Source organism: Pedobacter cryoconitis (genome assembly GCF_003259615.1).
Lineage (GTDB): Bacteria > Bacteroidota > Bacteroidia > Sphingobacteriales > Sphingobacteriaceae > Pedobacter > Pedobacter cryoconitis.
This window is the reverse complement of record NZ_QLLR01000007.1, coordinates 113,793-126,839: the sequence shown is the minus strand read 5'-3', so window position 1 is coordinate 126,839 and position 13,047 is coordinate 113,793. Positions and strand designations below refer to the sequence as shown.

Below are 13,047 nucleotides of genomic sequence, written 5' to 3'. Positions count from 1 at the left end.
ATAATGATGCGCACATAAAATCTATTTTAATGTTTATAACTTCTCTTCCAGCTTTGCTTTCACCAGGTCAAACCACTCTCGTTTTAAAATACTGAATATAGCACTGTCTCTTCTGCCGCCATGTCCGTCGGGCATGTGGTTACGAAGCACTCCTTCAAGTTTACAGCCAATACTTTTCATCGCAGCAAGACTTCTGTGGTTACTATTGTCCGCTCTGAATTCAACCCTTTCTATACCAAGCTCTTCAAAGGCATACTTTAATAAAAGATATTTGCAGTTTTTATTAAGTCCCGTGCCCTGGAAATCTCCCCCATACCAGGTATAGCCTAAAAGCAGGGTTTTATAAGTTTGTTGTATATCATAATACCGTGTAGAACCAGCATAACTATTCGTCTGCTTATCAAAAATAATAAATGTATAAGAGTTACCCTTTTCCTGGTCATCTACGGCTGCTTTGATATAGGCCGTCAGCTTTTCAGCACTATCCGGACGCGTTAATGAATAATGCCATATTTCAGGCTCATTCAATGAAAAAGGCAGCAAATGTTCATAATCAGCCAGACTAAGCGGTCGGATTAAAGCACGTTCATTCTCTAATATAATAGTAGTTTCTTTCAATAATTCGCTCATATCTTAAGGTAATAATTTTTCTTCAGATGCTATCAACAATTTAAAAAACACCTGTTAATAACGGAAGCTTAAGGAGATATAAGGATACCATCCTTCCTCAGAATGTCCGGCAACAACCCGTACAACCGTCATTGAAGCAGGCGCAAAGTATAAACCTCCACCCACACCATTGTGCCATTTAGTCGAATCTTCCCCCTTTTTCCAGACTCTGCCTATGTCATGAAATCCAAGCAGCCCTAATTGCCCCGGTAATACATAACTTACAAAATCTGCCAGTTTAACGCGCATTTCAAGGTTATTATAGAAGCTATGATCTCCTGCAAACCTGAATTGACGGAAGCCTAGTAAAGTTCCTTCTCCGCCTAAAAATGCAGATTGATAAAATGGTTGTTTACCTACGGTTACTGTCCCGCCAAAACGCTCCGCAATTACAAAATTAGCTCTGTTATCCAGGTTTTTATACAAAGCGACACTTCCGGTAAACTGGCCATAAGTATTGGCATAGCTATTCAATCCTGTATACCCCTGCAGTCTCAAATTGATGTAACTTCCTAAAGAAGGCAGGATTTCATTGTTCCGGGTATTGTTGATAAAATTAACCACCACACCTGTATACAACTTATCTTTTGCGATGGTCAGACTATCCGATGAATGCAGATTTGCACTATTGTTAATAAACCTTCCGGTATTATCATCCCTGTTAAAGCTATAATATTGAAAAGATGGGCCAATACTCAATGAGGATTTTGGCCGCTTCCAGCGCAATGCAGGATCAAACTGGTATAAACTGAATCTTGCACGGTAATAGCTGATCCCATCAATTGATTTATCAAATGATGTTTCATTCCCTGCACCAAAGAAATTCTGTGTATTGTGCGGCGCATAAGCACTGGCCTGTAAAATCAGGTCCGCGTTTCCGAAGGTGTGCATCCATTCCCCATGGTAGTCAAACTTAAAGGCTTTCGTACTAAAAGAGTGGATAAAAGAGAACTGCTGTGTATTTCCATAAGGGAATTTCCTGAAGCCCGGATTCATAAATTTAACGGAGAAGCCCAGTGATAACCCATCATCTTTATTAAACCCGCCATTCAGTAAATACATACTTCTGTGGTATAAATCGGTTTGTTTGTAAGAAACATTGGCCGTATCATTCGATAGTGTTTTAGTAAACCTGCCCGTATCACCAGTAAAAACAGCACTATCAACCTTATCATAAAGCTTTACTTTATGATAAGAGTTTTCTACATGATATGCCTTAATACCATGACCGCCGATAATGCGCAATTGAATATCAGTTCCCTTATTGTTTAAAACAAGACTATCATTCCCATTGTGGGTATATAACCTGATTTCTTTTGTGATTTTCGGATCAAATGTTTTGATGAACATCTGCTCTTTCACCTTTTTATTTTTTGATAACTGATGGATATTCACTGTTAAGCCCCCACCAGCAGCATCCGAAATCTCTATCAATTCTCCCTTATCACTTGCCTGTATGTCTACGATCTTATTTAAGAAATGATAATATTCATTCATCATTTCAGGTAATTTTGCTCTTCTCTCTTTCAATTGTGCCAGCAGCTGGTCATGGCGCAAAGAATAACCCGGTTCGGGTAATTTCTTCAATGCTTTTTCCATGACTTCATCCGTTAAATCAGCGCAAAAAGTATGGATAATATCCATCCATTGTTTTTCTGATAACTGACTTAATAAACGGGTGGCCATAGCCCTGCTTTCCCAGACAAACCAGTTGACATCATTCACATTTCTTTCATATCCCTGGATCATTGGCAACAGATAAGAAGACTGTGCATACCTGGGAATCAGTCCCTGGCTCAGATAAAATACCTGGTCACGGTCACGTGGAACTGGTTGATAAACTTCTCTTTCTCCTGTTTTATCCAGTGTCCACCTCCATTGATCAAAATGCCTGTCCCAATCTCCGATCACAATGTCCAATGCTTTCGCTCTCAGATATTGAGGCCCGTCATAAGTATAATCATTGTCCTTAGCCAGTTTCTTATACATTTTATAGGTGTTATCAGACTTGCCAGCAGGCTCTCTTTCTTCCAGCAGACAAAGCGTATTTTCAAATACCCTTCCATACTTACCCAGGTTAGCGTCCGGAGAAATCCATCCGATAATCGGGTTGGCATGTGCCACACCAACAGCTTCAGCTATATCCGGTACAATTAATGCCGAAAACGGATGCTGTGCAGACATGTTATCTTTTAAAATATCTTTTGCAAAAGTCTCTCTCAGGTTTTCCGGTAAAAGCGACTCAGGGTATTTTTCCACGCTTCTCAGCACCCATTCTTTTCCTTGCTTATCTACCATGCGCAAAGAGTGTGACTGAAATCCGCCACCTCGCTGAACAGGCATTAAGCCTCCTTTAATCTCCGAAAGCCGGATCACTTGTACTTTAGTTTCCAGCGCATATTCTTTCCGGTAATTCTCTCCGAAAAAGAAGCGGTGAACTTTACTTACACTATCATATTTCGGATATATTTTGATAGAAATACTATCTTTTGTAATCACTTTAACCGTATTTCCGGATTCACGGGCAACAGGGACAAAAGGTTTAGTATAACTGTATACTTTTTTGACACCGCCTTCGGTATAAACGTAGAAATCATAACGCATATCATTATTCATCAGCAAATCGGCAGTGACATAACCTTGTTCTGATTCCTGAAAAATAGAGTTTTTACCTTTTTTATTGGCCGAATGTTTGGCTCCGCCACCACTCACAACCTGCAAATTCAGCTGCTCACTTTTGATGAGCTGCAAACCGTGGTCATGCCCGGAAAAATAAGTAAGATTCGGATAAGCACCGAAAACTCCGTTTATCTTTTTAATCATATCCTTATAAAAGGGATGCTTCAGGTCTTCCGGACTTAAAAAAGAAGACCGCAGCAAAGGATACAAAGAGCCAATAACAGGTAAAGGAATATATAGATTTTTATTCAGTGAGGTTAAAGGGAAAATGTGATTTTTTAAGGTGAAATATCCGCCATGCGCACCATAACTCTGCAACGGATGATGATCGGCAAATAAGATAACTTTCCCCCTGTTGGCTTCCAGCAATTCCTGCATGCGGGCAATTACATCATCTTTAGTCTTGCAGCTGCACTCAGATTCGGGGTTTTGTTTAGCGTAAGGATATAACCACCATTCACTATCAAAAGCAATAATCGTTAAATTATCTGTCAGCTGGATCGCAGTTGGATCAGGACATCCGTTTGGCGGGATCATTTTGAGTAAAGAGTCATTTTGCTCAGCCAGGTATTCCCCCTGACGAATAATTTTCGCTAAACCATCCGGCCCCATTTTATCCCAATCATGATTTCCCGGGATAAAATAAACAGCGGCACCCATCTGCCGCATCGGCTGAAACTGAGATTGCAGAATCTGCCTGGTCGTCTCTTCTTCTTTACTTCCTGGTAATCCCATTCCTCTTGGATAGATATTATCTCCCAGGTACATCACAGTTGTTTTTCCGGCGATGACATGTTTGGCTGCATTTTTCAAAGATTCTCTTTGTGCAGTATTCATTTCTCCTGCATCACCGATAAAGATCACCCGGTATTTTAACGAATCCTGCGCTTTAACAAAAGCAGTACTGATTAACAGGAAAAGTAAGAGCGTAGCATTTTTCATTCGTATATATTTGTTTTTTTTAGCGGTAATGGGGCTATCATGATTTTATGTTCATTCCGGTATGTGATTTGAAAAATCATGATGGTTTCATTCGGCAGATAACATTTATAAGATGTTATAAAATTACAGCATTTCTAACAAAATAAAAGCTTAAAACACGACGGTTTTCAAGACTTGTTTAAATAGCTATTAACTACTCACAATTAAAAATTATATTAATTTTTAATTCAAAAGAACATTAGATAACTTGCGCCTCAATTTCACCAGAATATGTATCGCTTCAATTTTCCCTTCTTCTGTTTGTGTTGCTTTTTTTTAACAGCATCAGCACAACGCCAGAACACTTATTTTATTAAAAATAATGGAAATCAGGTCACTCAACGTGATAGTGCCGATTTTATCCGTCATGTCATAGAGCCCGATCAGGGTACTGAATTGTATAAGGTCAAGGAATTTTACCTGGATGGTACTGTGAGAAGCACCGGATTTTCCAGTAAAATTGATCCGCAGGTTTTTGAGGGATTACGCACTACATTTTTTCCGAATGGCAATCTGAAAGAAACAGCTCATTTTGTTAAAGGAGAGCAAACAGATACAACAAACAGTTATTATCCGGATGGCAAATTATACCATACAAAAGTTTACAGCCTGAGTGCTAAAGAGGATAAAATCAAGGCATTTATGGACCCCCGGGTATTCATATTAACTGAAAAAGATCAGAATGGCAAAGATCTGGTCAAAGATGGCAACGGCAGGTACATTGGATATACTGATGATTTTAAAGGAATTACAGAAACAGGCCAGGTTAAAAATGGGCAGCACGAAGGGGTCTGGACAGGAACATCAAATCAAGGCAGTTCTAAATATTCAGAGACTTATGCTGAAGGCAAACTGATCTCTGGAGAGAGTACAGATAAAAACATGGTCATTTACAAATATACAGAGGCCTACATTCTTCCAGGGTTTAAAGGCGGAACGAAGAAATTTTACCGTTACCTGGCCAGCCATGTCAAATATCCGCCCAACTGTTATAAAGCCAGGATTCAGGGGGTAGTAAAAATAAAATTCACTATTGAAAAGGATGGCAATTTAACAAACATCACCGCAATCAATTCTGTACATCCGGACCTTGCCGCAGAAGCCATCCGGGTGATCAGAGATTCGCCTGAATGGGAGCCTGGAAAAATCAGGGGAGAGCCTGTAAAAGTTGTTTATAATATCCCGGTATCCTTTAATCTTCAATAAAAAAATAACGAATAGTTATGGTATAGAAGCAAAATTAGTCATACCTTTTATCGTCAATCAATAAGACCAGACTAAAAACAACCTGATTATGGAATATTCAGTGCTTCAACCACGAAAACCTGAACATATTGCATTAAGCTTCTCGGGTGGTGGTTTTCGGGCAGCATCATACTCACTGGGCTGTTTGTCCTATATGGAAACTGTTTATATTGACGGTGAAAAACTAACCTCGCTTGTTCATTTTATCTCTTCCGCATCGGGTGGAACCATTACCAATCTGGCTTATACTGCCAGTCAGCGGAATGGGCAGCATTTTGATGAATTTTATGCGCATATGAACAAGCATATCTTACATGGAACTAAATTAATTGACCGTGTTTTTAAAATCCTCAACGCAGAAAGCATCTGGAAAAAACGACCTGATAAATCAAGAAATATCATCAATGCCTTTTCTATTGCCTATGATGAGCTGCTTTTTAAAGAAGAAGTATTTGGCATTTACTGGAAGCCTGTAAAAAACGGAGTTAAAGAAGTTTGTGCCAATGCGACTGAATTTGATAATGGTATGCTTTTTCGCTTTCAGAATGCAGGCCTGCCTGGTAATAAATTTCTGAGATTTAAAAGAGAGAAATATGCACTGGAAACCCTGAAGAAAATCAAGCTCGCAGATATACTGGCCTGTTCTTCCTGTTTCCCGGTAGGCTTTGAACCTTTCGTGTTTCCAAATGATTTCACGTATAATCAATTGAGTAAAAGTGAGCTCGAAGCTTCGATTAAAACAGATCCGCGTTTTTCACCTGACAAGGGGGAACAGTCCATCATCCCCCCACCCCATTTTGTATTAATGGATGGTGGAATTGATGACAACCAGGGGATCGACTCTTTTACCAAAGCAGAAGAAAGGCTTCAGAATAAGAACGTATTCGGCTATGACCTGTACATTACCTGCGATGTAAGCAGTAATTATACCAGCGGTTATAATTTCCCTGAGGAGAACAAAAAAAGCTGGCTGCAAAGGCTTAATCTTCTTCAGTACCTTTTTATACTCATCCTGTTCACCGGACTATGTATGACCGGGGTACTGACTAAAACCTGTATTGAGTTATCATTTTCACTTTTAGGGATGAGTTCTGCCTTACTCCTGACCACCTTTTATTTTTCAGTCATTGGCTTTTTCGCCTTCCAGAAAGTACAGGAAAGGAAACAGACCTATGGCATCGTTATTCTTGGGCGTATTTCCTATTTCTTACGCCTGCGGCTTAGTGTTCTTTTGCAATTGATAGTTTCACGCGCTACTTCTGTAGCTTATCTTTCTGCGATTGTATTTCTAAAAAAGATAAGAAGAGTATCTTATGATAGATTATTTGAGAAGATTTCGGAACGTAAGCTGAAAGCTGACGGCACTTTATTGAAAAAAGGCGAAAAAGAAAATTTAGTCCAGCAAATAGAATTGAAACACTGGCGGCAGTTCACCCTGATGAATGCTATTTATTCCCTGAGCCCCAAAAACGACTGTCAGCGGGTGGCAGATCTTAAAAGCGAATCCTGGTATAAAAAGAACCTGACCGTATTGATTAACGGAAAAAAAATGAGCCTGACAGAACTGATGAAGCCTACCCTGGCTTTACAGCAGGTAGCAGAACTGGCAACAGAAATGGACACTTCACTCTGGTTTGACAAAAACCATCTGGCAGAAAACAGGCCCGCTGCATTAATTGCTACCGGACAGTTTACAACTTGCTATAGTTTGTTACGTTATGCCTTCAGGTTTGATCAAAACGATCCTTACTGGGCTTCCCTTCAAAATCAGCTGGCACAAGACTGGTGGGATTTTAATCAATCGCCATTCCGGCAACACAACAAATCCTGAATCAATTCTTAATCCTGGTTTTCACGTCCTTGTCCGTTCCTGATTTTAATAGCTACTGGTCAAGCCATTTCTTAAAAGCTTCTGCTCTTTCTTCACTGACCACAACCTCTGCATTTTCCGGTTTTGGCGATAAATGTATCCTCACCCTGTTGCGGGAAAGCTTATACATTTCCTTAATTGCGTTGATATGAATGATAAATTTGCGGTTGATCCGGAAGAAATTATCCTGATCCAGTTTAGGCTCCAGGCTGCCAATGGTTTCTTCTATAATATAATTTTGCTGATCTTTGGTGACCAGAAAAAGATACTTATCATCGGCCATAAAATAAGCTACCTGATCGGCAGGTACTGTTTTAATCAGCTTGCCCACCTTCACCATAAAACGGTTACGCGTTTTCCCTAATACTTCTTCTACCTTTTGTACCAGCGCAGGGGTATTCAGTTGACCGGCCTGGCGGATATTACTCAGTTTAGTTAATGCGCCGCGCACATCTTCTTCGTCAAAAGGTTTAAGCAGATAATCGATTCCCTGGTTTTTAAAGGCCTTTAAAGTGTATTGATCGTAAGCAGTGGTGAAGATGACCGGACTGCTCACTTCTACCCTTTGAAAGATTTGGAAGCTCTCTCCATCACCCAAATGAATATCCATAAAAAGAAGGTCTGCCTGGTGATTTTGCAACCAGTTTACCGCAGCTTCTACTGTCCCGACTATCGCATGTACCTGTATTTCAGGATTAATGTGCACGAGCATACTCTGCAGTGTAATTGCAGCCAGTTCTTCGTCCTCAATAATCAGTACAGTCATGCTTGAATTGCTTAACTGTAAATGTAAAAAAAAACTCCGGCCTGCAGAAACAGACCGGAGTTAAATCAATTTTAATATATCATTTGATACTTTATACCCTGTCTATAACAGATCCGGGTTATTCACTATAGCATCCTTAGGAAATGGCAAGGTATATCTTGTATCATTTTGTTTTAAAATATAGTCTGTCCCATTAATGGTATGCGTAATAGCAGGTTGTCCATATCTTCTTAGATCATACCAGCGGTGACCTTCCAGTGCCAGCTCTCTTTCACGCTCTGCATAAATTTCGTTCAGCAGATCAGCTTTCGCCAATGCCTGAATCCTGGTTTTCTCCGTTGCAAAATATGCCGGTTTTAAACGTTTCGCTTTTAAAGCCAGTAAACTTTCCGTTGCCAGTGCAGTATTTCCGGTTTGTAAAGCAGCTTCAGCCTGAACCAGGTATAACTCGCCGTTACGGAAAGAAATAACCAGCTCGTTATTTCCTGTTTTCACAGAAACATAACCCTTACTGGATTTGCTGAAATAGATTGGAAAACGCAGATCATTAGCTTGATTATAAGTATTAAGCAAATGAGCCGAAATAAAGAAAGATTGAGAAACAGAAACATTAAGTGTTTTTTCCATAGACATAATGTTCTCTTTAGCCTGGTATTGATTCGGTAATTTACTACCTGCAACATTCAGATCTTCTAACTGGTTGTTCAATGCCAGAGCCTGCTGTGCTGCAGCCAGTGAATTAGTCCAGTCCCCTTTAAATTCATATACTCTTGCTTTCAAAGCCAGTGCCGCGCGGGTTGTAAAACGATAGTTTTTTCCTGCTTCAAAGGTCGCTACATTTAATAGTTTCTGACCTTCATTAATATCCGCCATCACCTGGTTATAGACAGCTTCAACAGTAGCCGGAACAAACTTTTGTTCCAGATCCATTTTAAGCGATAATGGTACTCCGCGGTCAGTTCCCGCAGTAGCTGCCTGGTAAGGTTTGGCATATAAATTCAGCAATTCAAAATGACTGTAAGCTCTCAATAAATAAGCTTCCCCTTTCATTTGATCTGTAGCCGCACTCACTCCTGCTTTATCCTGTACTTCTGCAATCACTTCATTCGCAAAAAATATAGTATTATAAAATGCAAGGTATGGGAAAGCGCGTGTAGCAGGATCTGCAGCCGCATCATTCCAGTTATATACATCACGGTAAAGTGCCAGGTCATAACCTGCTTCATTTAATGCCAATTCGTCTGTACGTACCGCCAGATATGATTTATGCTCTGCAAAACCTGCATAGGCAGAAGTAAGCAGCGCCCTGAAATCAGATTCAGTTTTAGGGATTACTCTCCCTACTGGCTCAATATCTAAGTATTTTTTACAGCTGCCCAGGGTAAGCAATACCACAAGGACCGCACATAATTGTATAATTTTCTTCATCTTGAATTATTTAAAATGTTGCATTTAAACCAATTGAAATACTTCTGGAAATAGGTTGTGCATAAATATTACCATAAGTCTCAGGATCAGAATATCCTTTATAGCCTGTACTTAATACAAACATGTTTCTGCCCTCTACACTGAATCTCAGCGAATTTGCCTTAACTTTTGAGGAGATTTTTGCAGGTAAAGTGTAACCTAAACGGATACTGTTCAAACGCAGATAGCTCACCTTTTTCGCAAAAATATCCAGAGATCTATAAGAGTTTGCAGGATCTCCCCTGTTGTACCAGTTAAAAGCCATCCAGCGTGAACCATCACCCGTCTCGTTATCAATAATCTGAGGTTGGTCCGTGTTGGTATTAGTTGGTGTCCATGCGTTTAAGATGTCCTTGTTAAAATTCATTCCGCGGTCAACTGCTGCCGGATTGTAGGAAGGAGTAACAGACACCATCTGGCTCAGGTTAAAGATCGCAGAAATCGCCAGGTCAATGTTCCCAAAACGGAAACGGTTAACCAGTCCTCCTGTATATTTAGGATCTCTGTCACCAGCATAAGTGTATAAGCCCTGGTATTCTTTGTTGGTTAAAGCGGTTGAAGTTGCATATCCCGGATCAAATTCTGCATAAGGGTCATATAATTTGTAGAAATTCTCCAGGGAAACTACCTTACCATCTTGTAAGAATTGTGGAATTCCATTGGCATCCAGCCCTGCTGTTTTCAAAACAAACAAAGCATTTACAGGATAACCTTCTCTGGATGGGGTGAACTGGTTAGCTTTGGCCATTTCACGGGTCACCTTACTTTTATTATGGGCGATGTTAAAATCGGTCCACCATTGGAAACCTTTAGTACTGATGTTCCTTGTCGAAATAGTCAGTTCCAATCCTTTATTTTTGACTTGTGCAAAGTTAGAGTTGGTAAACTCAAATCCATTCTCTAATGGTAAGGATTGCAAGCCAATCAGATCTTTACTGTTTCTGTTGTAGTAATCAAAAGTGATCTGGAAAGCATTGTTAAATAAGCCTAAGTCTACACCTGCATTAAATGTTGTCGTTTTTTCCCAGCGAAGTTTACCATTTGGCGGACTTTCTACGTTAATAGTTCCTTCTGAACTGCCTGGTAATATGTTGGTATTGCTATATCTGCCCACAATTTGCGGAGAGGTATTTTTATCAATATTTCCCTGGATACCATATGAAGTACGGAAACGCAGATTAGAGATCGCCTTTATTTTTTTGATAAAGTCTTCTTCATTCGCATTCCATGCACCCGAGATAGAGTAAATTGGCAGGTATCTGTATTTAGGATCTACACCAAATAAGTCTGAGCCATCATAACGTACACTACCATAAGCAGTATATCTTCTGTTATAGGTATAAGAAAGTGTACCGTAGAAAGAAGCGTAAGCATTGCTTAGTTTAGTCTTCCTGTAAGCCCGGTAAATATCGTCGTTTATTCTTTCTGAATTTGGGAACAGGATATTCTGATTGGTTAAAGTACGCTCGTTGAAACCGAACCCTTTCGTCAAAATATCCTCATTGTTATTCTTTCTGAATTCTGTACCAGCGAGTGCTTCAATTTCATGTTTCTCGTTGATCACCTTTTTATATTCCAGCAAAGTTTTCCAGTTGTATTGAAAGAATGAGGTTTGCTGATTCTGGATAATTCCGCCTTCAGGCAAGAAGAACTCGTATTGCTTGGTTTTAGAATTGTAGTAACTTGTACCTTGTTTGAATTTGCGGTTAAAGTAAGATTCCTGACCTGCATATTTCTCCATGGCAGTCTCTTCAAATTGTAAACCCAGTTCAGAATGCAATTTCAGATCTTTAAAGATCTGGTAATCCATATCAATAATACTTTTTACACTTTTATTTCCTAAAGTATAACGGGTATTATTTCTTTCTTCAATGATATTAAATGGAACATAAATATCATTCACCAGGTTACTGGTCCCAAAAATATCTCTGTCATAAGAATAGCTTCCGTCAGCATTATTAACTTGCTGATAAGGATTCACATTTCTGGAATATCTTGCTGGATTCGTAAAACCATCTACATCGGCAAGGTAATTTTTACGGTCAGACTTAGAAGCGAAAATTGAGACTCCTACTTTTAACTTTTGAGACAGGTTAAAATCAGTCTTCAAAGTCATGTTATATCTTTTCAGTCCGGTACCTATCGTTGTTCCTTTTTCGTCGTAATAACCACCAGAAAAATAATAATTCGCCTGGTCATTTCCTCCTGAAAAACTTAAACTGTATTGCTGATTGATCGCAGTCTGATAAAGTTCTTTATTCCAGTCTGTATTGTTTCCGCGAAGTGCATTGATAGCTTGTTGTGTTGCAGAACTTAAACCTGAAAAACCATTGGTCTGGTAGTTTTCCAATTCATTGTTCCGGTTAAGAATCCTGGCTACTTCACCCTGACTACTGCGGTAAACAAGGTCTGGTCTTGCAGCAAGGCCTAATTCAAAATCAACTTTTTCAGTCGAATTCATCAGGTTCAGCTTATCCAGGTTTGGACGTTCTGAAATGAAAGTATTCGCACTAAAGTTGATAGATACTGGTCCTTTTTTACCTTTTTTCGTCGTAATTACAATGACTCCGTTTGCTGCTCTTGCTCCATAAATAGAGGTTGCTGCTGCATCCTTCAAAATTGTAATATCAGCAATATCATCTGGGTTTAAGCCTGCAATTGGCAGGTTACGCAATTGATCAATATCATCTTTATCAGTTAAAGTATTTGGCAAATTGGTTCCTTCCAGAGGAATCCCGTCTAATACCCATAATGGGTCCTGACCACCGTTTAAAGAAACCGTACCACGGATACGGATTTTTGGTGCACCCGACGGCCCTCCGCCTAAGGAAGTTACCGCGACACCAGCAATCTGGCCTTCCAGCATCTGATCGATCCCTGAAACTCCGGACTGACGGACTTTGTCATAATCCAGCACAGTTGTTGCAGTGGTATTCTTACGTTTTGAAATCGTCGTATAACCGTTCACAACTACTTCGCCCAGGTTATTATCATTACTAGCCATTGAAATGGTCAGTTTAGTCTTATTGATAATATTTACCAGTACAGAGCTATATCCCATATAACTTACGCGGATAGCCGGCGTACCTTCGGGAACAGTTAATGTAAATTTACCTTCAGAGTTCGTTACTGTACCGATCGCTGTATTCTGGATCACCCCGGTAACATTGGTCTGCTCACCGATCGTGGATTTATCCACGTAAACAGATGCACCGGGTATTGGTAATCCTTCCGGGTCCAAAACCTGCCCACTTATAGTGGTTTGTTTCTGACTGTATCCTGAAAGACTGAGGCCAATCAGGAAGAGTATTAACAGTAGATTTTTAATCATAGTTTGTTGTTTAGGTGTGTTTAGATAATGTGTGAATTG

The 13,047-nt window shown here is 39.8% G+C and carries 7 protein-coding genes; 2 read left to right on the top strand and 5 right to left on the bottom strand.

Translation table 11 applies throughout. The features are described 5' to 3' along the window. Positions 1-33: 33 nt before the first annotated feature. Together LY11_RS10105 and LY11_RS10100 are read right to left on the bottom strand one after the other, a co-directional pair. The gene (locus tag LY11_RS10105) at positions 34-630 is read right to left on the bottom strand and encodes a GNAT family N-acetyltransferase (RefSeq protein WP_111633591.1); all 597 of its coding nucleotides are present in this window, start codon (positions 628-630) and stop codon (positions 34-36) included. Between the two features lie 54 nt (positions 631-684). Beyond that, on the bottom strand, positions 685-4,290 hold the full coding sequence (locus LY11_RS10100; protein WP_111633590.1) for a BamA/TamA family outer membrane protein: 3,606 nt from the start codon (positions 4,288-4,290) through the stop codon (positions 685-687). A gap of 270 nt (positions 4,291-4,560) precedes the next feature. Here LY11_RS10100 and LY11_RS10095 point away from each other — a divergent pair, with 270 nt between their 5' ends. Together LY11_RS10095 and LY11_RS10090 are read left to right on the top strand one after the other, a co-directional pair. Then, the gene (locus LY11_RS10095; RefSeq protein WP_111633589.1) at positions 4,561-5,535 is read left to right on the top strand and encodes an energy transducer TonB; all 975 of its coding nucleotides are present in this window, start codon (positions 4,561-4,563) and stop codon (positions 5,533-5,535) included. Positions 5,536-5,623: 88 nt separating this feature from the next. Further along, entirely contained in the window at positions 5,624-7,405 is a 1,782-nt protein-coding gene (locus LY11_RS10090; RefSeq protein ID WP_111633588.1) for a patatin-like phospholipase family protein, read from the top strand. 52 nt (positions 7,406-7,457) lie between these two features. Here LY11_RS10090 and LY11_RS10085 read toward each other — a convergent pair whose 3' ends face one another. From LY11_RS10085 to LY11_RS10075, 3 genes are all read right to left on the bottom strand, one after another. Then, positions 7,458-8,210 (bottom strand): LytR/AlgR family response regulator transcription factor, encoded by a 753-nt coding sequence (locus LY11_RS10085; RefSeq protein ID WP_111633587.1) that lies wholly within the window; start codon positions 8,208-8,210, stop codon positions 7,458-7,460. A gap of 102 nt (positions 8,211-8,312) precedes the next feature. Beyond that, positions 8,313-9,638, bottom strand: a complete 1,326-nt coding sequence (locus LY11_RS10080; protein WP_111633586.1) for a RagB/SusD family nutrient uptake outer membrane protein — start codon at positions 9,636-9,638, stop codon at positions 8,313-8,315. Positions 9,639-9,648: 10 nt separating this feature from the next. Continuing rightward, complete coding sequence (locus LY11_RS10075) at positions 9,649-13,008, bottom strand: SusC/RagA family TonB-linked outer membrane protein (RefSeq protein ID WP_111633585.1); 3,360 nt, start codon at positions 13,006-13,008, stop codon at positions 9,649-9,651. Positions 13,009-13,047: the final 39 nt, after the last annotated feature.

What these genes read in the sequence shown, in the direction of transcription:
- LY11_RS10095 (WP_111633589.1), top strand. Translation starts at nt 4,561, where the DNA reads ATGTATCGCTTCAATTTTCCCTTCTTCTGTTTGTGTTGCTTTTTTTTA.
- LY11_RS10100 (WP_111633590.1), bottom strand. Translation starts at nt 4,290, where the DNA reads ATGAAAAATGCTACGCTCTTACTTTTCCTGTTAATCAGTACTGCTTTT.
- LY11_RS10105 (WP_111633591.1), bottom strand. Translation starts at nt 630, where the DNA reads ATGAGCGAATTATTGAAAGAAACTACTATTATATTAGAGAATGAACGT.
- LY11_RS10090 (WP_111633588.1), top strand. Translation starts at nt 5,624, where the DNA reads ATGGAATATTCAGTGCTTCAACCACGAAAACCTGAACATATTGCATTA.
- LY11_RS10075 (WP_111633585.1), bottom strand. Translation starts at nt 13,008, where the DNA reads ATGATTAAAAATCTACTGTTAATACTCTTCCTGATTGGCCTCAGTCTT.
- LY11_RS10080 (WP_111633586.1), bottom strand. Translation starts at nt 9,638, where the DNA reads ATGAAGAAAATTATACAATTATGTGCGGTCCTTGTGGTATTGCTTACC.
- LY11_RS10085 (WP_111633587.1), bottom strand. Translation starts at nt 8,210, where the DNA reads ATGACTGTACTGATTATTGAGGACGAAGAACTGGCTGCAATTACACTG.